The organism is Pseudorhizobium marinum, from assembly GCF_000705355.1.
GTDB lineage: Bacteria > Pseudomonadota > Alphaproteobacteria > Rhizobiales > Rhizobiaceae > Neorhizobium > Neorhizobium pelagicum.
In genome coordinates this window covers 318,134-338,107 of the sequence record NZ_JMQK01000004.1, presented here as the reverse complement: position 1 = coordinate 338,107, position 19,974 = coordinate 318,134, and the positions used below count along the sequence as shown (strand labels likewise).

The window sequence follows — 19,974 nt, the reverse complement described above, 5'->3', positions numbered from 1 at the left end:
AAGACACAGTAACGGTAGGGCAATTGCGCTAAACGCACGCGCCCCACAGTTTGTGAGTCTCATGGCCCATCCGAAACCGATCGCGCCGCCACGCATACCCTGTCAGCACTGCCCGCTACGACGGCGGCAGACCTTCCGCGACTTCAACTCCGAGGAACTGGCGTTCGTATCGCGCTTCAAGATCGCGGAGATGCTCGCGGAGCCCGGGATGTCGATCATCGTCGAGGGAGAGCAGAATCCGTCTCTCTACACGGTGCTCAGCGGCTGGGGGTTCCGGTACAAGATCCTGGAAGACGGCCGGCGCCAGATCCTGAACTATGTTCTCCCAGGCGACATGATCGGGCTGCAGGGCAATGTGATGGCGGAAATGCAGCACTCGGTCGAGGCGCTGACGCGCGTGACACTCTGTACCTTCGAGCGGGAGAAGTTCCACACCCTCTTCCGCGACCACCCCTCACTGGCATTCGACATCACCTGGATCGCCTCGCGCGAGGAATCGATGCTCGACGAACACCTGTTGAGCGTCGGGCGGCGAAGTGCCCGCGAACGGGCGGCCTATCTTCTGGCTTTTCTGGATACCCGCAGCCGGGCGGCGATGGAGGGAAACACCGGCGACCACCAGTTGCCGCTCACCCAACAACATGTCGCCGATACGCTGGGGCTGTCTCTCGTCCACACCAACAAGACACTGCGAAAACTCATCGACGGCGGATTGATCCGCTGGCGTGACCGGGGCACCCAGGTCATCGATCAGGAAGGGCTTTATCGGGTCGCGGGATGGCGGCCGCCCGCGGAAAGCGAACGGCCGTTCATCTGATCAACTATAGTCGATTGTCGATGCCAGGACCCGGAGGCGGACCCTGGCGGGGGCGCTGCTGAAGCATCGCGACAATCCCGTCCATGTTGCGCATGGCGAGAAAGCCGAGCCCACCAGCGACCGCCAGGACTGCAAGCGGGCGCGACTTCAGAACGATCGGCAGGAACGAAACAGCAGCCGTCGCCAGCAAGGCTTTGCTGCCGCTGCTGGCCGCCGTTTCCCGCCGCCGTTTCTCCTCGGCCCGGGCGCCGAGACGCGCAGCCAGGAGAAGTACCAGCGCCAGGAACAGTGCACCGCCGGCAACCGCAAGCAGAGCACCGGCCGCGCCGAGTTCTTCAGCGAGCACCACTGCACCGGCTGCGACCAATGCGAAATAGGCCGTCAGGCTGAACAGCAGCACCAGAGCATAGATCACCAGGTTGCGACGCAGGCGGTTGATGAACAGCCCCACGTCCACGGAGGCGAACGAGGCCAGAAGCGGCGCCAGTCTGGTCAGCATCAGCATCAGCGACGAGCCAGCATCGCGATCAGGAAGCCGACGCCGGCAGCCATGGCAACCGACTGCAGCGGGTTCGTCCGGATCTTGCGCTCCAGATCCTTCTCCATCGACAGCGCATGTTCGCGGGCGGCCTCGACCATCTGCATGGACGCGTCGGTTGCGTCGTTCGTGGCCTTGCGGACGCGAAGACGGTAGTCGTCAGCCTTCTCCGAACCGACAGCGGCAACGCTGCGGGCCAGGGCCGCGATGTCTTCACGCAACTGCTGGATCTGGATCTCGACGTCCTTCGTCGAGGAAGCTGCCGCGCGGGCGGGTTCGTTTGGGGCGTTTACCGGTGCCATATCGTTCTCCTGTTTTGGTCGCGATCAGAGTATTGATCGGATCTGGGCAAATCTTGAGCTAGGTCAAAGGAAGTTGAACCACGAGAGCAGGGCAATCACGGGGATAGGGTGCCGACGAGCCGAGGCAGGATATCGTGCATGATGCAATCTCCGTTTTCGACATGGCAATGGCCGCAGCCTGCCCGCTGCAAGCAGTTAACACTTCCGCCGCGATTTTGTTCCAAGGCTCCGACCCCAGTTCGGTTCATCTTGATCTCACTCGTTTGCAAGCTCCGGCCATGCCGTCACTCCGCCGCTCCACTCCTCGAAGGCATGTGCGAGCTTCAGGACCAGAAGGTCGCCAAAGCGTGGTCCGACGATCTGCAGCCCGATGGGCATGCCGGAGGTGGAAAAGCCGCAATTGATCGATGCAGCCGGCTGTTCCGACATGTTCCAGGGCACCGTGAAGGCGATATGTTCGAACGGTAGCGAAGGATCATTCGTCGGCGACGCCCATTCCGCCGGATAGGAGACGATCGGATTGGTCGGCGACAGGACTGCATCAACCTCCGAAAACAGTTTGCTGCAGGCTCGGCGCATCTCGATCGTTCGGTCGAACCCTCGCACCGCCTCGACGCCGGACACGCTCCTGCCACCCTCCGCCCACTGGAAGATGTAGGGAAGGATCATCGCCTTGCGCGCGTCGGGCAGCTTTTCGATCTGGCCCCAGAAGCGCGCGCGCCAGAACACGTCCAGCCCGTCGAGCATTTCCCGTGTCAGCACCGGCGCAACCGGCACCACCACGGCGCCGGCGTCCTCGAAGCGTCTGGCAGCGGACAGAACCGCCCGTTCGACATCCGCATCCACGGAAAGCCCGGTTCCGGCATCCATCATCAGGCCGACCTTCATGCCCTTCATGTCGAGATCGAGGTCCAGCCACTCGAAATCATTTGGCTCCAGCGCCGTTCCGTCGCGCCAGTCCGGACGCGAGAGCGTCGGCATGGAAACGGCTGCATCCTCGACTGTGCGCGTCATCGGGCCTGCACAGCGGCCCAGATAGTAGGGATCGACCGGAATGCGCCCATGGCTCGGCTTGAAGCCGAAGATGCCGGTCCAGCCGGCCGGGAGGCGAACCGAGCCGCCGATGTCGGTGCCGATGTGAAGCGGCCCGAAACAGGCCGCGGCAGCAGCCGACGCACCGGCGCTGGAACCGCCGGGGTTCTGGCTGAGGTCCCAGGGATTGCGGGTCAGGGGATGGAAGCTCGACAGGCCGGAGGACAGCATGCCGTAGTCCGGACAGGTGGTCTTGGCAAAGATGATCGCCCCGTCTTCCCGCAGCCGGGCGGCGGCCGGTGCGTCCTCCGCGGCAGGCACCAGATCCACGGCTCTTGTCCCCATCGGTACCGGATCGCCCCTTGTGGCGATCAGTTCCTTGACGGTCACCGGGATCCCGTCGAGCGGCCCCAGTGGCTCGCCCCTCGCCCAGCGCCGCGTCGACGCCTCCGCCTGCGACCGCGCGCCCTCCGGGTCATAGAGGTAGAGCGCCTGCACCCGGGGCTCGGCAGCCGCAATACGGGCCTCCACCGCCTGCCAGTATTCCGCCGGTGAGAGGCCTCTCTCTCGATAAAGCCCGAGAATTTCGCGGATGGTCAGTTTCAGGAGATCGTTCATGGCAAAGGTCTTTTTCAAAAAAATCAGGTGTCGTTTCTAGGGTCGAGCATATCGCGAAGGCCGTCGCCCAGCATGTTGAGGCCCAGCACCGCAAGGGCGATCGCCAGCCCCGGCAGGATCGCCAGCCAGGGCGCCTGGCCGAAGAAAGTCTGGCTGTCTGCGAGCATCCGGCCCCAGCTTGGCGCGGGCGGTGACAGCCCCAGGCCCAGGAAGGACAGGCCCGCCTCCGTCAGGATGGCAAGGCCGAGCTGGATCGCCACCTGGACGACGATCTGGTTGGCGATGTTGGGCAGGATGTGGAAGAGCGTGATCTTGGTTTTGGAACGACCAATGCCGATCGCCGCAGCCACATAGTCGCGCGCCCAGATCTGCCGCGAAGCTGCCAGCGTCAGCCGAGCAAAAACCGGCACCATGAACACCGCGATGGCGATGACCACCGTGAAGCGGCCAGCGCCGATGAAGGCGCCGAGCACCATCGCCGAAAGGATCGGCGGGACGGCAAAGACGATGTCGCAGAGCCGCATGACGCAGAGTTCGAACAGGCCGCGCCACATGGCGGCGGTGGTGCCGACGACCGTGCCGGCGAAAGCTCCGATCGCGACGGCCGCGAAAGAGATCGACAGGGAATTCCAGGCGCCTGCCATCAGCATCGACGCGATGTCGCGGCCGAACTGATCCGTGCCGAGGAGGCCTGCGTCGAGCGGCGGCTTCAGTCGCTGGACGATGTTCATCTGCGATGGCGGCAACGGCGTCCATAGCAGGGACGTCAGGGCCACCGCGAGCAACGCCAGCGTGATCACGGCGCCGATCAGCAACACCGGGCGGCGGAGGACCCTTGCGTTCACGCGGGAACCCTCAGTCTCGGATCGAGGGCGAGATAGGCGAGGTCGACGACAAAGTTCATCACGATCACCAGGGCCGAAAAGAACAGCACGACGTCCTGCATGACGATGATGTCGCGCTGCGCGAGCGACTGGTAGGCGAGCCGACCCAGCCCCGGCAGGTTGAAGACGTTCTCGACAAGCACCGCCCCGGCGATCAGGAAGGTGAACTGCAGCCCGATCATGGTGACGACCGGGATCAGTGCGTTGGGCAGCGCATGCCGCCACACCGCACCGCGCTCGCCCAAGCCCTTTGCCCGCGCGGTGCGGACGAAATCCTCGTTCATCACCTCCAGCACCGCGGCCCGCGAGACGCGTGTGAGGACGCCGGCCTGCGGCAGGGCGAGCGCCACCGCCGGCAGGAGCAGGGCCTGAAACCCAGCGAGGAGGCCCGCGTCCCAGCCCGGAAACCCGCCGGCGGGCATCCAGCCGAGCGTCGTCGAGAACAGGATGATCAGGAGGAGCCCGACCCAGAACGCCGGCACCGCGATACTGACATAGGAGATGGCACCGGCGAGCAGGTCGAACGGCCCGTTGTGCCTGTATGCCGCCTGCACGCCGAGCGGAACCGCGATGGCGATGGACAGCGTGACGGCCATGAGCGCCAGCGGCAGCGTCACCCAGAGCCGCTCCGCCATCAGTCCCGCGACCGGTACGCCATAGGTGTAGGACTGGCCGAGATCGCCCTGGAACACCCCCGCCAGCCAGGCGAGGTAGCGGACCGGAAGCGGTTGGTCGAGGCCCATCTGCATCCGCAGGGCAGCCAGTGTCTCGGGCGTTGCAGACGTGCCCAGCATGATTGCCGCCGGATCGCCCGGCAGGAGATCCATGACCGTGAAGATCAGCAGCGAAACCACCAGCAGCGTGACGAGCAGGCTTGCAACCTGGCGGGTGAGGATGGCGATCAAGACGACGCGGCCCCTACTCTTCCCAATGCACCTCGCTCAGCACATTGGACGGGATCGGCTCGTTTTCCCAGAGACCGTTCAGCTTCTTGTTCCAGACGCCGAGCTTCGGCATGACGAACAGGAAGAGCGCCGGAACGTCTTCGGCCAGAATTTTCTGCGCCTCGCCGTAGAGCGCTTCCTGCTCGGCGGGATCGGATGTCGCCTCGATCCGCTGCAGGACATCGTTGAAGGCCGGGTTCTTGTAGTTGAAGTAGTAGGGATCGCGCGCATAGATGTCGATGTCCATGGGCTCGGCATGGGCGACGATCGTCATGTCATAGTCGGACGCCTTGAGCACATCCGCCACCCATTTGGCCGGAAATTCGGTCGTCTCGATCTCCATCGTCACACCAATTTGCGCAAACAGGGCCTGCAGGATCTGCGAGGTGCGCTGCGCATAGGCCATCTGCGGCGCCTTGATGGTGAAGGAGAAGCCGTCAGGGTAGCCAGCTTCCGCCAAAAGCGCCTTGGCCTTCTCGGGATCATAGGGATAGACGCCGGTCATGTCCTGGTAGCCGCGGTCGTTCGGGGTATAGTGGCTGCCGATCGGCGTCCCAAAGCCCGACCATGCCCCGTCGACGATCATCGACCGGTCGACGGCCATCATCAGCGCCTGCCGAACCCGCTTGTCGGAAAATGGCTCTCGCGCATTGTTCATTCCGGCGACGACCTTCAGCTCCGTATTGCCGATGACGGTTTCCAGGGTTTCGTGATTTTCGAAGGAGGACATGAGTTCCGGCGCGCCGAATTCCGGGAAGGCATCGACATCGCCAGCCTGCAGCGCCGCCGCCTGCGCCTGCGGATCATTGATGAAGCGGAAGGTTGCCGCCTCCAGCATGGCCGCCCCTTCCTCGTTCCAGTAGTCCGGGTTTCTTTCCAGCTGCACGCTGGCGCCCTTCGCCCAGTTGACGAATTTGAACGGCCCGGTGCCGACCGGCGTCGTCTTGTTGTCATCCGCCGATTGAGGTTCGACCATCACGGAAGAAGGCCACCCTAGCCAGTAGAGCAGGCTGCCGGCCGGCTGCTTAAGCTTCAGCACCAGCGTCGACGGATCCGGTGTCTCCACGGCCTCGATCGATGCGAAGTAGCGCTTCTGCGGATTGACGGAATCGCTGCCGCGGGCCCGGTCGATTGCAAACTTGGCGACCGCGCTGTCGAAGGCGACACCATTGTGGAAGGTGACGTCCGGGCGGAGCTTGAAGGTATAGGTCTTGCCGTCGTCGGAGATCTCCCAGCTCTCGGCGAGCTGTGGCTGCACCTCGCCGTTCCGGTCGATTGTGGTCAGCCCCTCGAAGATGTTCTGCCAGGTCACCTGGCCGATCGCGACCGGGGCCGCAGCCGTCGGATCCAGCCCGGCCGGCTCGATGGCCATGCCGATGCTGACGTCGGTCTTCGGCGCGGCCATGGCATGGACCGCTGACAAACCCGCACCCAGGGCGACCGCCGCACCGATCAGGGCATGCCGCGACGCCGCCCACAAGAAACCCTTTTTCCGCATAGCCGATGTTCCCCTTGTTATGTGCGTGACCGGATGATGACGTGTCAGTTTACGGCGATATTGCAGATGCACAATGGAAATCTATTGCATCGCACGGAGCGCTAGTCGCGGCGAAAACCTTCGCTGGCGACCAGCAGCTGGCGCGTGTATTCAGCCGAGAACTGCCGCTTTTCCAGTGCCTCGACGGGCACCGTCTCGACCACCTCGCCGGTCTTCATCACCGCCAGCCGCTCGCACATGTGGCTGATGACGCCGAGATCATGGCTGACCATGACGAAGGTCAGATCCCGGTCGCGCCGGGCCTGCTCCAGAAGGTTGAGGATCTCGGCCTGGATTGAGGCGTCGAGTGCCGACGTCGGCTCGTCGAGCAACATGATCGTCGGCTCGACGATCAGCGCCCTTGCGATCGCCACTCGCTGGCGTTGGCCGCCCGAAAGCTGGTGCGAATAGCGGAAGCGGAAGCCGGAACCGAGCCCGACCTCGTCGAGAGCCCTCGCGATGCGGGCATCGACGTTGTCGAAGCCATGGATGATCAGCGGCTCCAGCAGCAGCCGGTCCACCGTCTGCCGCGGGTGCAGCGAACCGTAAGGATCCTGGAAGACCATCTGGACGGTCCGGTAGAACTCCTTGTCGCGCTGGCGCCCGCCGTAGGACCGGCCGTTGACGGTGAGGCTGCCCTCCTGGAAGCCGGCAAGCCCGGTGATGGCGCGCAACAGCGTCGATTTCCCCGAGCCGGACTCTCCGACGATGCCGAAGGATTCGCCCTGGGCCACGTCCAGGCTGACGTGGTTCAGCGCCGCGAAGTCCTCGTAGAGCACGAGCATGTTGTCGATCGAGAGAGCCGTCGTCACAGCGTCCACTCCGGCTTGCGTTCGAGGACCGGCAGCGGATGGCGGTTGCCGCCGATCTGCGGCAGGCAGTTCAGGAGCCCCTGCGTATAGGGATGTTGCGCGTCGTGCAGGTTGGCGGCGGAAAGCTCCTCCACCACCTTGCCTGCATACATCACCAGCACACGGTCGCAGAAGGTCGAGACGAGGCGCAGATCGTGGGAGATGAAGATCAGCCCCATGCCGCGCTCCGAGACCAGTCTGTCGAGGATGTCGAGCACCTCCAGCTGCACGGTGACGTCGAGCGCCGATGTCGGCTCGTCGGCGATCAGGAGGTCGGGTCCGCAAACCAGCATCATGGCGATCATCGCGCGCTGGCCCATGCCGCCGGAGACCTCGTGCGGATAGAGATCGAAGACCCGTTCCGGATCGCTGATCTGGACGGCCTCCAGCATGGCGAGAACCCGCGTTCGCGCCTCGCTTCTGCCGATGGATTCATGGGTCTTCAGCGTCTCGACGATCTGCCGGCCGATGGTCATCACCGGGTTCAGCGAGTACTTCGGGTCCTGCAGGATCATCGCCAGGCGCTTGCCGCGCAGCATGCGCCTGTCCTTCGCTGGCATGGTCAGGAGATCGCGGTCGCCGAAGCGCAGCGTCCTGGCCGTCACCTGGGCCTGCGAGGGCGTCAGCCCCATGATGGCGCGGCCCGTCTGCGACTTGCCGGAACCGGATTCGCCGACGATGCCGAGCCGTTCGCGGCCGAGCGTGAAGGAAACGCCGCGCACGGCCTCCACCATGCCGGTTCGGGTCGGGAAGCGGACGCGCAGGTCGTCGACCGTCAGCAGCGTCTTGTCTGGAGCCGTCATTGCCCGGCCTCCTTGGGATCGAGCGCATCGCGCAGGCCGTCGCCGAGCAGGTTGAAGCCGAGGCTGACGATCAGGATGGCAAACCCCGGCATGGCGGCGACCCACCACTGATCGAGGATGAAGCGGCGACCCGAAGCGATCATCGCGCCCCACTCCGGCAGCGGCGGCTGAGCACCAAGTCCGAGGAAACCGAGACCGGCGGCCGTCAGGATGATGCCCGCCATGTCGAGCGTCACGCGCACGATCAGCGACGACAGGCAGAGCGGCATGACGTGCCTGAGCACGATGCGAAACGGCGAGGCCCCCATCAGCTGCACCGCGGAGATGAACTCCGAATTCCGGAAGGTCATGGTCTCGGCCCGCGCGATGCGGGCATAGGGCGGCCAGGAGGTGACGGCGATGGCGAGGATGGCGTTCTCGATGCCCGGACCGAGCGCTGCCACCAGCGCCAGTGCCAGAACCAGCTTCGGGAACGCGAGGAAGATATCGGTGATCCGCATCAGCACGGCGTCGACCCAGCCGCCGGCATAACCGGAGATGGTGCCGACGATCAGTCCGACGGGCGCGGCGATGATGGCGACGAGCACGACGACGAGAAGCGTCAGCCGTGAGCCGTGGATCAGCCGCGAGAGGATGTCCCGCCCCTGGTCGTCCGTTCCGAGGATATAGCCCTCCGCGCCCGGTGGCAGGAGGCGGGCATTGCGCAGGTCGCCCTGCAGCGGATTGTGCGGCGCCAGCACGTCGGCAAAGGCCGCCGTCAGGATCAGGGCAAGGATGATGACCAGACCGAGCAGCGCCAGCCGGTTTTCGGAAAACCGGCGCCAAACGACATAGGCGCGGCCGAGGCTCGCCTGGCGGCGCGATGCCGGACGGTCCGACAGGAGCCAGTCCCGGCTGTAGGGCTTGGGAGCGGGTTCCGTGATGCTCATCGGCTGCGCGTCCTCGGATCGAGCGTCCGGTAGAGAAGATCGGACAGGAGATTGATGGCGACGAAGACGGCGCCGATGACCACCGTGCCGCCGAGCACCGCGTTCATGTCGGCGTTCTGCAGCGAATTGGTGATGTAGAGCCCGAGCCCCGGCCACGAGAAGATGGTCTCGGTCAGCACCGAGCCCTCCAGAAGGCCGGCGTAGGAGAGTGCAATCACCGTCACCAGCGGCACGGCGGCATTGCGCAGCGCATGGAACCAGATGATGCGCGTCTCCGACAGGCCCTTGGCGCGCGCCGCAACGATATACTCTTGGGCAAGCTCGTTCAGCATGAAGGAGCGTGTCATGCGGCTGATGTAGGCGAGCGAGAAATAGCCGAGCAGCGATCCGGGCAGGATGATGTGCCGGAAGAGGTCCCAGACGACGGCCCATTCCCGCTGCAGGATGGCATCGACCAGGTAGAAGCCCGAGTTTGGCGTGAAGGTATATTCGTAGACGATGTCCATCCGGCCGGGATAGGCGACCCAGCCGAGCTTGGCGTAGAACAGCACCAGTGCCAGCAGCCCGAGCCAGAAGATCGGCACGGAATAGCCGACAAGCCCGATCACCCGCACCACCTGGTCGGCGATGCTGCCGCGCTTGACGGCGGCCAGGACGCCGAGCGGGATGCCGAGAACCGCCCCGATGATCGTGCCGATCGTGGCAAGTTCGATGGTCGCCGGAAAGACCCGCAGGATATCCGTCAGAACCGGATTGGTGGTCAGCACCGAGGTCCCGAAATCACCCGACAGCACCTGCTTCAGGTAGATGTAGAACTGCTGGTAGAGCGGCAGGTCGAGGCCGAGGTCGAGCCGGATGCGCTCCACCACGTGCTGCGGCGCCCGGTCGCCGACGATGGCCAGCACCGGATCGATGGGGATGACCCGGCCGATGAAGAAGGTGACGGCGAGGAGACCGAAAAGGGTCGTCACCGCCATGACCAGAAAGCGCAGGAGCGCAGACGCAACGGGATGCACCCGCCGCTTGTTGCGGCGGGTGACTGCGGATGTATCAGTAAGAGCCAAGGACGTGTCCCCTCAGGCTATTCCTTGGAGACCGGCGCGAGCAGATTGGTGTCGAAGGTCGGGCCGAGGTTGTAGCCTTCGACGTTGGCACGGTGCGCCGCCACTTCCGTCTGCTGGAAGACGATCACGAAAGGACCCGTTTCGAGCACCTGCTGCTGCAGGTCCTTGTACATGTCGGCACGCTTGGTCTCGTCGCGTTCCAGGAGGGCTGCCGCCGTCTGCTGCGTCAGCTCCGGGATATCCCAGGCGTTGCGCCATGCCAGCGGCTTGGCGGCAGCGTCATCGGCATTGTCCGCATTGGCCGCGAATGTGTCGGCGTTGGAATGGGGATCCCAGTAGTCCGTGCCCCACTGGCCGATGTAGATGTCATGGTTGCGGGCGCGGTATTTGGTCAGCGTCTGCTTACCATCGCCGGGGATGATGTCGAGTTTGACGCCCCCCTGCGCAAAGGTCTGCTGCACGGATTCGGCAATGCTGGTGACCGGCTGCGTGTTGCGCACGTCCATGGTGACCGAGAAGCCGTCGGCCAGACCGGCCTTGGCCAGCAGCTCCTTCGCCTTCTCGACATTCAGGTTGTAGGGATTGCTGTCGAGCGATCCGAGCATGCCCTTCGGCAGCAAGGTCTGGTGGATTTCGCCGATCCCCTTGATGAAGGTCGCGCCGATTGCGTCGTAGTCGACGAGATACTTCAGCGCTTCGCGCACTTCGGGCTTCGCCAGATTCTCGTTCTTCTGGTTGAGGCTGAAGTAATAGACGGTGCCCTTGGGAGCGGAATCCGTCGCGATATCGGCATTGCCGGAGATGGCTTCCAAGTCACCGGGCTCGAGGTTGCGCGCAACGTCGATGTCGCCGGCTTCCAGCGCCAGCCGCTGGCCGGAGCTTTCCTTCATGTGACGGTAGATGGCCCGCTTCAGCTTCGCCTTCTCGCCGTAGTAGTTGTCGTTGCGTTCCAGGACGAGGATCTCGTTGGCGCGCCACTGCATCATCTTGAACGGGCCGGAGCCGGCGTAATTCGTCTTCAGCCAGCCGTTGCCGAAATCATTCTCTGCCACGTGCTCCATGAGCAGCGTCTTGTCAACGATGGACGCGACGTTGGCCGTCAGGCAGTTCAGCACGAAGCTTGGCGCATAGGCCTTGTCGACTGTCAGGACGAAGGTCGAGGCATCGGTGGCCTTGGCCTTTTCGGTGACGTTTTCCGCCGTCAGGCCGAACTGGGTCAGGATGAAGGCCGGCGACAGATCGAGCTTCACGGCGCGCTCGAAGCTGTAGGCGACGTCTTCGGCTGTGATCGGATTGCCGGAGGCGAAGGTCAGGTCCGGCTTCAGCGTGAAGGTATAGGTCAGCGCATCGTCCGACACGGTCCAGCTGGCGGCAATGCCGGGCGTCACCTTCGACGTGTCGTTGATGTCGAGATTGACCAGATTGTCATAGGCATTGCCCATGATCTCGCCGGCCGAGATTTCGAAGGCCTCGCCCGGATCGAGCGAGATGATGTCGTCGATCGCCCAGGCGATCACCAGCGTATCGGGCGGGGTCTCGGCAGAGGCCTGCGGTGCGACAGCCAGGATCAGCGAAAAGGCTGCACCGGATGCCAGCAGACGCGCGCGTTTGTTCAGCAGATTGATCATTTTTTTATTCCCCTGTTGGTGGTTTGCTTGTTGTTTTAGCCGCCAGCTATTCGTGCCAGGCAGACGCCATGATCCTCAGCCAATTCTCCCGGCAGATCTTCCTCAAGTCTTCGTCAGCGTATCCCGCGTCCCGGAGCGCCGCAACCAGATTTTGATTGCCCGCAGCGTCACTTATCTCCTCTGGGATCGAGGCTCCGTCGAAGTCCGAGCCGAGCGCGACATGGTCGATCCCGAGCCGTTCCACGAGATAATCCGTGTGCCGGACCATGTCGGAAAGCGGCGTCTCGACATTGTCGCGACCATCCGGACGCAGCATCGTCACGGCGTAGTTGAGACCGACGAGGCCGCCGCTCTCCTTTATCGCATCGAGCTGCCTGTCCGTCAGATTGCGCGCCACCGGCGTCAGCGCATGGACGTTGGAATGGCTGGCGACCAGCGGCTGGTCGGTGGTGTTCGCCACGTCCCAGAAGCCCTTTTCCGTGATATGAGCGAGATCGATCAGGATGCCGAGGCGGTTGCAGGCCCGCACCAGCTCGAAGCCCGCGTCCGTCAGCCCCGGCCCCGTATCCGGCGACATTGGGTAGGCAAAGGGCACGCCGTGGCCGAAGATGTTGTGGCGGCTCCAGACCGGCCCGAGCGACCGCAGGCCGGCCGCGTAGAAGACTTCGAGGTTGTCGAGGTCCGCGTCGAGCGCCTCGCAGCCCTCCATGTGCAGGACGGCGGCGAAGACGCCTTCGTCCATTGCGGCCCGGACATCCGCCGTCGAGCGGCAGAGGCGCCATCCGCCCGCCCGCTCCAGGCGAAGCGCGATCGCCGCCTTTTCCAGGGCGACCTCCAGCGACGGCCCAAGCGGCAGAGGGTCGGACAGCGGCGTGACATAGTGGCCGCTCTCGTCCGGCTCCTTGAGGATCAGTTCGCCGGATGGGATGTAGATGGCGCAGAACCCGCCCGCCAGCCCGCCCTTCCTGGCACGCGGCGCGTCGATATGGCCCTCGGTCGTGCCGTTCATGAATTCGGCGACCGGATCGCCTCCCGCCTTCATTGTCCGCCAGAGCCGCAGGAGCACGTCGTTATGGCCGTCGAACACCAGTTCCATGGGCAGGTCCTAAATGTGGGTGGGAAGCGCCTGAAGTGATTGATGGCGCGATCCTAGCGCCCGCTTCGCCGACCGCAAGAGGGAAATCACCTCCTCCTGCGGCATTTCTAGGCAGCCTTCTTCAGCGTGCAAAACGAAGGCAACGCCCTCCTACCAGGCCATGACCTCGCCCCGATAGCGCTCCACCTCCTCCAGCAGCCAGGACCGGAAGGCAACCACGGGCCGGAAATCCGTCTTCGTCAGCGGCGCCACCGCATAATAGGCGCTGGGCGACCGCACCTGATGAGCATAGGCCTGCACGATCTGCCCGCTTGCCAGTTCCGAGTCGACAAGGAAGAGCGGCATCAGCGCCACCCCCAGCCCCGCCGCGCAGGCCTGCCCGACGCTGGAGAACTGCTCGAACCGCATCCCTTGCGAACTGGCGCCGGACAGGCCGAGGCTCTGGAACCAGTGGCTCCAGGCGCCAGGACGCGAGGCCATGTGCAGGAGCGGCAGCGCCAGCATGTCCTCCGGCCTTTCGATCGGATGATCGGTGAGAAAGCCGGGACTGCACACCGGCGCCACCATCTCCTCCATCAGGAAGGTGCAATCGGCGCCCGGCCAGTCGGCCTGTCCGATGTGGATCGCCATGTCGATGCCGTCGCGATCGAAGTCGAAGATCCCGATGCGGGTCGCGAAGTTCAGCGTGATTTCCGGATGCCGCGCGACGAAACCCGGGATCCGCGGCATCAGCCAGCGTGTCCCGAAGGTCGGCAGGATGGCGAGGTTGAGCGTGTCGCTATGCCGTTTGGTCATGGCCTGGAGCGAGGCGGAGCGAATCTGCGACAGCGCCGCGCCAACGGCCTTTGCGTAGTCTGCACCGGCAGAAGTCAGCACCACGCCACGGCTGGTGCGCTCGAACAGCAGCACGCCGATCTGCTCCTCGAGCCCGGAAACCTGCCGGCTGATGGCCCCTTGCGTCAGGGACAGCTCCTCCGCGGCAGCCGAAAAACTGCGCAGCCGCGCCACCGATTCAAAGGCGGCAAGGGCAGCGGTGGAGGGCAGCAGGCGGCGGCTGAGACTGATCATGGCCTATTACTATCAATCATGGCAGGATGAGTAAACGCGGCTTGATGCGGGGCCTCGGCTCGCGGATAATCCAGAGATGAAACCGGAGGTACGATTGTGAGCGCACGCGCGGCATTTTCCTGGGAAGATCCCTTTCTTCTCGAAGACCAACTGACGGACGAGGAGCGGATGATCCGCGACGCCGCGGCCGCCTTCGGCAAGTCCGAACTCCTGCCCCGGGTGCAGGAAGCCTACCTGAACGAGACCACCTCGCCGGAACTCTTCCGCCTGATGGGCCAGGCCGGTCTGCTCGGCGTCACGCTGCCGGAGAAATATGGCGCAGCCGACGCCGGCTACGTCGCCTATGGCCTCGTCGCCCGCGAAGTGGAGCGCATCGACTCCGGCTATCGTTCGATGATGAGCGTGCAGTCCTCGCTCGTGATCTATCCGATCTTCGCCTATGGCTCCGAGGAGCAGAAGGACAAATATCTGCCGGGTCTCGTCTCCGGCGAACTGATTGGCTGCTTCGGGCTGACCGAGCCGGATGCCGGCTCCGATCCGGGCGGCATGAAGACGCGCGCCGAAAAGACCGAAGGCGGCTATCGCCTCAGCGGCAACAAGACCTGGATTTCCAACGCGCCGATCGCCGACGTCTTCGTCGTCTGGGCGAAATCCGAGGCGCACAACAACGAGATCCGCGGCTTCGTGCTCGAAAAGGGCATGAAGGGACTGTCGGCCCCGAAGATCGGCGGCAAGCTGTCGCTGCGCGCCTCCGTCACCGGCGAGATCGTCATGGAAGGCGTCGAGGTCGGCGAGGAAGCCCTGCTTCCGAACGTCTCCGGTTTGAAAGGCCCCTTCGGCTGCCTCAACCGCGCCCGCTACGGCATCTCCTGGGGCGTCATGGGAGCGGCGGAAGACTGCTGGTTCCGGGCACGCCAATACGGACTCGACCGCAAACAGTTCGGCAAGCCTTTGGCCGGCATGCAGCTCTACCAGAAGAAGCTCGCCGACATGCAGACCGAGATTGCGCTGGGCCTGCAGGCCTCGCTCAGGGTCGGCCGCCTGATGGATGAGCACCGCATGGCGCCGGAGATGGTCTCGATCGTCAAGCGCAACAATTGCGGCAAGGCGCTCGACATTGCCCGCCAGGCCCGCGACATGCACGGCGGCAACGGCATCCAGATCGAATACCACGTCATGCGCCACGCGCAGAACCTGGAGACGGTCAACACCTACGAGGGCACGCACGACGTCCACGCCCTGATCCTCGGCCGTGCCCAGACCGGCATCCAGGCCTTCTTCTGAGACTATCCGCGGGCCGGCAGCACCAAGGCTGCCGGTTTATCGCTTGGCGGCACACCGTCTTGGATCGGTAACCAAGAAACCCTATGTAGAGGCGGTGACGGAATCTCCGTCTCGGGCTGAAGCCGGATCGACGGCATCAGCCGTCCCGCCTCCCGTGAGCGCCGGTCCCGTCCTCCTCCCGGACCTGGCCAGCGCTGATATCCTGTCCGCGCCGGTTCCGGCGGCGGCTTCTAAATATGAAGGTGCAATGCCATGCATTCCTATCCCGACGTCCAGCTCTTCATCAACGGCACCTGGCGCGATGCCATCGGCGGCGAGACGCTGCCGGTCTCCGATCCCGCAACGGAAGAAGTGATCGGCAAGATCGCCCATGCCCGCATCGCCGATCTCGATCTCGCACTGGAAGCGGCCGACAAGGGCTTCAAGGTCTGGCGCGAAACCTCGCCGCTGGAACGCTCCAAGATCATGCGCAAGGCCGCCGACCTCCTGCGCGAGCGTGCCGACACCATCGCCTATTTGATGACGCGCGAGCAGGGCAAGCCGCTGGCGCAGTCCAAGGGCGAGATCCTCGGTGCCGCCGACACCATCGACTGGTTTGCGGAAGAAGGCCGCCGCACCTACGGCCAGATCATTCCCTCGCGCTTCAGCGGCGTCTCGCAGATGACGGTGAAACTGCCGATCGGCCCGGTCGCCGCCTTCACGCCCTGGAACTTCCCGATCAACCAGATCGTCCGCAAGCTGTCGGCCGCGCTCTGCACCGGCTGCTCGATCATCGTCAAGGCACCGGAGGAGACCCCAGCTTCCCCGGCCGAGCTGATCCGCGCCTTCGCCGATGCCGGCGTTCCGGCAGGCGTCGTCAACCTCGTCTACGGCATCCCGGCCGAGATCTCCGAATACCTGATCCCGCATCCGGTGATCCGCAAGATCTCGTTTACCGGCTCGACCCCGATCGGCAAGCATCTCGCAGCGCTCGCCGGCAAGCACATGAAGCGTGCGACGATGGAGCTCGGCGGCCATGCCCCGGCGATCATCTTCAACGACGCCGACCTGGAGAAGGCGATCGAAGTGACGGCCGGCGCGAAGTTCCGCAACGCCGGACAGGTCTGCGTGGCGCCGACGCGCTTCCTCGTGCAGGATGGCATCGCCGACCGCTTCGTCGAAGGCTTCATCAAGGCGTCGCAGGCGATCAAGGTCGGCAACGGCCTGGAAGACGGCGTCACCATGGGGCCGCTCGCCAACGAGCGCCGCATTCCGGCCATGGAAGACATGATCCACGATGCCGTCTCCAAGGGTGCTGAACTGCGCACCGGCGGCAAGCGCATCGGCAACAAGGGCTATTTCTTTGAGCCGACGGTGATGACCGACGTGCCGACCTCGGCGAAGATGATGAACGAGGAGCCCTTCGGCCCGCTCGCCATCATCAACCGCTTCTCCGATCTCGATGACGCGATCGGCGAAGCCAATCGCCTGCCCTTCGGCCTTGCCTCCTACGCATTCACCGGATCGGTGAAGACGGCCCATGCCCTGAGCCGCCAGATGGAAGCCGGCATGCTGACGATCAACCACAACGGCCTGGCGATCCCGGAAGTGCCCTTCGGCGGCATCAAGGATTCCGGCTACGGCACGGAAGGTGGTTCGGAAGCGGTCGAGGCCTACCTCGAAACCCGTTTCGTCACCCAGATGAACTAAAGAGCCGAAATCAGAGACGCAAGAAGCCGGCGGGGTCCTCTCCGCCGGCTTCTCTTTTGGTCACAAAGGGCGGGTCAGCCGGCGGCAAACACCTGGGCGCGCCGCAGCGTCACATAGCCCTGCTGGCCGGCTCGCACCGCAAGCTCCGGCTCGACGTCGAACTCCAGGTGCTCGCCGGTGGTGGTGATGGCGATGACCCGGCGTCCGCCCGGGCGATCCAGCACGCGGGTGACCGATGCGGCAATCCCGGGTCCGGTCTCCGACCAGGCGAGATCGCCGGGACGGGCGTAGACTTCCGCCGCGCCGTTCGCGACGCCGTCGGCCGCAATCGCCGCACCGTCGGCATAGGCCACACCGCCGCGCACCTCGGCCGAGATCCTGTTGGTATCCCCGAGAAAGCGCGTCACGAAGGCCGAACCCGGTTCGCGGCAGACTTGCTCCGGCGTCCCCTGCTGCACGACCTGTCCCTGATTGAGGATCACCACCCGGTCGGCGAGATCGAGCGCCTCCTCCTGGTCGTGGGTGACGAACAGCGTGGTGATGCCGAGCTCGTCGTGGATCTCGCGCAGCCAGCGGCGCAGATCGCGCCGGACCGCGGCATCCAGCGCGCCGAAGGGTTCGTCGAGCAGCAGTACCTTCGGATCGACCGCCAGCGCCCGCGCAAGCGCGACGCGCTGCCGCTGCCCTCCGGAAATCTGTGCCGGAAAGCGGTCCCCGAGCCCTTCCAGCTGGACGAGCCGCAGCAGATCGTCGACCCGCGCCGCGATCGCAGACTTCTCGCGCTTCACCTTCGAGACCTTCATGCCGAAGGCGATGTTCTCCTGCACCGTCATGTGCGGGAAGAGCGCATAGTGCTGGAAGACGAAGCCGACGCCGCGATCGCGCACCGGGATGTCGGTGGCGTCCTGGTCTCCGAAATAGATATGGCCGCCGTCGGCAAACTCGAGACCGGCCACCATCCGCAGGATGGTGGTCTTGCCGGAGCCGGAGGGACCGAGCAGCGCCACCAGTTCGCCGCTCTCGATCTCCAGCGAGACGTCGCGTACGGCACGGAAGGTGTCGAAGGTCTTGACCACGTGGTCGAGGCGGATCTTCATGGCTTGGGCTCCGCAGCAGGAATGGCCGGGGTGGAGAGCGCGGGACGGCGGACGCGGCCGGCTCCCTGTCGCTCCAGCGCCACCTTGGCGATGATGGTGATGACGGCGATGATGGCCAGGATCGACGCCGAGGCGAAGGCGCCGGCCGCCTGGTAGTCGTGATAGAGAAGCTCGATGTGCAGCGGCAGCGTGTTCGTCTGACCGCGGATATTGCCGGAGACGACGGAGACGGCGCCGAACTCGCCCATGACGCGGGCATTGCAGAGCACGACGCCGTAGAGCAGCGCCCATTTGATGTTGGGCAGCGTCACCGAGAAGAAGGTCCGCCAGCCCGAGGCACCGAGGGAGGTTGCCGCTTCCTCGAGATCCCGCCCCTGCGCCTGCATCAGCGGGATGAGCTCGCGCGCCACGAAGGGTGCCGTGACGAACATTGAGGCGAGAACGATGCCCGGGAGGGCAAAGAGCACCTTGATGTCATAGGCCTCGAACATCGGCCCGAAGAAGCCCTGCAGGCCATAGACGAAGAGATAGGCGACACCGGCAACGATCGGCGAGATCGAGAACGGGATCTCGATCACCACCAGCAACAGGCGGCGGCCGGGAAAATCGAACTTGGTGATCGCCCAGGCGGCAGCGACCCCGAAGATGGTGTTGATCGGCACGGCGATCAGGGCCGTGACGACGGTCAGGAAGATTGCGTGGCGCGTGTCGGGATCGGCAAGCGTCGAGGCATAGACCCGCCACCCTTCGGAGAAGGCCTCGAAGCCGATAACGATGAGCGGCGCGAGAACCAGCAGCGCACCGAGGACCAGCACGATGCCGATCATCAGGCGCCGGAAAATCGGATTGTCACCGACGCGCGGCGGCTTGCGACGGGATGATTGTACAGCGGACATGGGTCAGCCCTTCATCGTATAGCGCAGGGCACGCGACTGCAGGATATTGGTGATGGCGAGCATCAGGAAGGCGGTGATCAGCAGCACGGAGGCGATCGCCGCGGCCGCCTGATAATCATATTCCTCCAGCCGGATGAAGACGAGGAGCGCCGTGATCTCCGTCGACATCGGCTGGTTGCCGGCGATGAAGATGATGGCGCCGAACTCACCCAGCGAGCGGGCAAACGACAGGGAAAGTCCCGCCAGCAGGGCTGGCGCCAGAAGCGGCAGGATCACCTTGCGGAAGATCGTCCAGTCCGATCCCCCCAGCGATTGCGCGGCCTCCTCGAGTGCCGGATCCAAATCCTCCAGCACCGGCTGCACGGTCCGCACGATGAACGGCAGGCTGGTGAAGCACATCGCCACCATGATGCCGAGCGGCGTGTAGGCGACCCGGATGCCGAGGTCGGAGAGGATCGAGCCGAACCAGCCGTTCGTCGCAAACAGCGCCGTCAGCGAAATGCCGGCGACAGCGGTCGGCAGGGCAAAGGGCAGATCGACGATCGCATCGACGATCCGCCAGCCGGGAAACTTGTAGCGCGTCAGCACCCAGGCGAGCGCCAGGCCGAAGACGAGGTTGAAGGCGGTCGCTCCCAGCGCCGACAGCACCGTCACCCGGTAGCTTGCGACGGCACGCGGCGAGGAGATGATGGCCCAGTAGTCGCTCGGGCCGAGGCTGGCAGCCTTGAAGATCAGGGCCGCGAGCGGCAGCACGACGATCAGGCCGACATAGAAAAGCGTGACACCGAGCGACAGCGACAGCCCTGGCAGAACATTGCGTCTCAAGCGAGGTCCCCTGTCCTTGCACACAAAACCCGACGGCGAGGAAGCCGTCGGGATCGCAGTGGTGATAACGAA

At 64.6% G+C, this 19,974-nt stretch carries 19 protein-coding genes; 3 read left to right on the top strand and 16 right to left on the bottom strand.

Annotated features, from left to right (window positions below; translation table 11 throughout):
* Nucleotides 1-61: 61 nt before the first annotated feature.
* Nucleotides 62-817, top strand: a complete 756-nt coding sequence (locus EO99_RS0107265; protein ID WP_029617981.1) for a Crp/Fnr family transcriptional regulator — start codon at nucleotides 62-64, stop codon at nucleotides 815-817.
* A 4-nt stretch (nucleotides 818-821) separates the two neighbouring features.
* On the opposite strand, the gene EO99_RS26245 is transcribed toward EO99_RS0107265, so the two are convergent.
* The 13 genes from EO99_RS26245 to EO99_RS0107200 all read right to left on the bottom strand — a co-directional run bounded on the left by EO99_RS26245 (nucleotide 822) and on the right by EO99_RS0107200 (nucleotide 14,111).
* Nucleotides 822-1,316, bottom strand: coding sequence for a hypothetical protein (locus EO99_RS26245; RefSeq protein ID WP_162179298.1), 495 nt, complete (start codon nucleotides 1,314-1,316; stop codon nucleotides 822-824).
* A gap of 5 nt (nucleotides 1,317-1,321) precedes the next feature.
* Nucleotides 1,322-1,657: a DUF883 family protein gene (locus tag EO99_RS0107255; protein WP_051679739.1), complete on the bottom strand. Its 336-nt coding sequence runs from the start codon at nucleotides 1,655-1,657 to the stop codon at nucleotides 1,322-1,324.
* 255 nt (nucleotides 1,658-1,912) lie between these two features.
* Nucleotides 1,913-3,307 carry an amidase gene (locus tag EO99_RS0107250; protein WP_029617978.1) on the bottom strand — a complete coding sequence of 465 codons (1,395 nt, stop codon included), beginning with the start codon at nucleotides 3,305-3,307 and terminating at the stop codon, nucleotides 1,913-1,915.
* A gap of 23 nt (nucleotides 3,308-3,330) precedes the next feature.
* Complete coding sequence (locus tag EO99_RS0107245; protein WP_029617977.1) at nucleotides 3,331-4,152, bottom strand: ABC transporter permease; 822 nt, start codon at nucleotides 4,150-4,152, stop codon at nucleotides 3,331-3,333.
* Nucleotides 4,149-5,096: an ABC transporter permease gene (locus tag EO99_RS0107240; protein ID WP_029617976.1), complete on the bottom strand. Its 948-nt coding sequence runs from the start codon at nucleotides 5,094-5,096 to the stop codon at nucleotides 4,149-4,151. The genes EO99_RS0107245 and EO99_RS0107240 overlap by 4 nt, the downstream gene beginning before the upstream one ends.
* A gap of 13 nt (nucleotides 5,097-5,109) precedes the next feature.
* The gene (locus EO99_RS0107235; RefSeq protein WP_029617975.1) at nucleotides 5,110-6,633 is read right to left on the bottom strand and encodes an ABC transporter substrate-binding protein; all 1,524 of its coding nucleotides are present in this window, start codon (nucleotides 6,631-6,633) and stop codon (nucleotides 5,110-5,112) included.
* Nucleotides 6,634-6,734: 101 nt separating this feature from the next.
* Nucleotides 6,735-7,484, bottom strand: coding sequence for an ABC transporter ATP-binding protein (locus EO99_RS0107230; protein ID WP_029617974.1), 750 nt, complete (start codon nucleotides 7,482-7,484; stop codon nucleotides 6,735-6,737).
* Nucleotides 7,481-8,326, bottom strand: a complete 846-nt coding sequence (locus EO99_RS0107225; RefSeq protein WP_029617973.1) for an ABC transporter ATP-binding protein — start codon at nucleotides 8,324-8,326, stop codon at nucleotides 7,481-7,483. Before EO99_RS0107225 ends, EO99_RS0107230 begins: the two co-directional genes overlap by 4 nt.
* Nucleotides 8,323-9,255: an ABC transporter permease gene (locus EO99_RS0107220; protein WP_029617972.1), complete on the bottom strand. Its 933-nt coding sequence runs from the start codon at nucleotides 9,253-9,255 to the stop codon at nucleotides 8,323-8,325. Before EO99_RS0107220 ends, EO99_RS0107225 begins: the two co-directional genes overlap by 4 nt.
* A complete protein-coding gene (locus EO99_RS0107215) occupies nucleotides 9,252-10,271 on the bottom strand; it encodes an ABC transporter permease (RefSeq protein ID WP_408002863.1) in 1,020 nt (339 codons plus the stop codon). The genes EO99_RS0107220 and EO99_RS0107215 overlap by 4 nt, the downstream gene beginning before the upstream one ends.
* A gap of 65 nt (nucleotides 10,272-10,336) precedes the next feature.
* On the bottom strand, nucleotides 10,337-11,947 hold the full coding sequence (locus EO99_RS0107210) for an ABC transporter substrate-binding protein (protein WP_029617970.1): 1,611 nt from the start codon (nucleotides 11,945-11,947) through the stop codon (nucleotides 10,337-10,339).
* Nucleotides 11,948-11,993: 46 nt separating this feature from the next.
* A complete protein-coding gene (locus EO99_RS0107205) occupies nucleotides 11,994-13,043 on the bottom strand; it encodes a dipeptidase (protein WP_029617969.1) in 1,050 nt (349 codons plus the stop codon).
* Between the two features lie 150 nt (nucleotides 13,044-13,193).
* A complete protein-coding gene (locus EO99_RS0107200; RefSeq protein ID WP_029617968.1) occupies nucleotides 13,194-14,111 on the bottom strand; it encodes a LysR family transcriptional regulator in 918 nt (305 codons plus the stop codon).
* A 96-nt stretch (nucleotides 14,112-14,207) separates the two neighbouring features.
* Between EO99_RS0107200 and EO99_RS0107195 the strand changes: the two genes are divergently transcribed.
* Nucleotides 14,208-15,395, top strand: coding sequence for an acyl-CoA dehydrogenase (locus tag EO99_RS0107195; RefSeq protein ID WP_029617967.1), 1,188 nt, complete (start codon nucleotides 14,208-14,210; stop codon nucleotides 15,393-15,395).
* 252 nt (nucleotides 15,396-15,647) lie between these two features.
* Nucleotides 15,648-17,084 carry an NAD-dependent succinate-semialdehyde dehydrogenase gene (locus EO99_RS0107190; RefSeq protein WP_029617966.1) on the top strand — a complete coding sequence of 479 codons (1,437 nt, stop codon included), beginning with the start codon at nucleotides 15,648-15,650 and terminating at the stop codon, nucleotides 17,082-17,084.
* Nucleotides 17,085-17,158: 74 nt separating this feature from the next.
* Here EO99_RS0107190 and EO99_RS0107185 read toward each other — a convergent pair whose 3' ends face one another.
* The 3 genes from EO99_RS0107185 to cysT are packed head-to-tail and all read right to left on the bottom strand — an operon-like array spanning nucleotide 17,159 to nucleotide 19,902.
* The gene (locus EO99_RS0107185) at nucleotides 17,159-18,181 is read right to left on the bottom strand and encodes a sulfate/molybdate ABC transporter ATP-binding protein (RefSeq protein WP_029617965.1); all 1,023 of its coding nucleotides are present in this window, start codon (nucleotides 18,179-18,181) and stop codon (nucleotides 17,159-17,161) included.
* Nucleotides 18,178-19,077, bottom strand: coding sequence for a sulfate ABC transporter permease subunit CysW (gene cysW, locus EO99_RS0107180; protein WP_029617964.1), 900 nt, complete (start codon nucleotides 19,075-19,077; stop codon nucleotides 18,178-18,180). The genes EO99_RS0107185 and cysW overlap by 4 nt, the downstream gene beginning before the upstream one ends.
* A gap of 3 nt (nucleotides 19,078-19,080) precedes the next feature.
* Nucleotides 19,081-19,902 (bottom strand): sulfate ABC transporter permease subunit CysT, encoded by an 822-nt coding sequence (gene cysT, locus EO99_RS0107175; RefSeq protein ID WP_029617963.1) that lies wholly within the window; start codon nucleotides 19,900-19,902, stop codon nucleotides 19,081-19,083.
* Nucleotides 19,903-19,974: the final 72 nt, after the last annotated feature.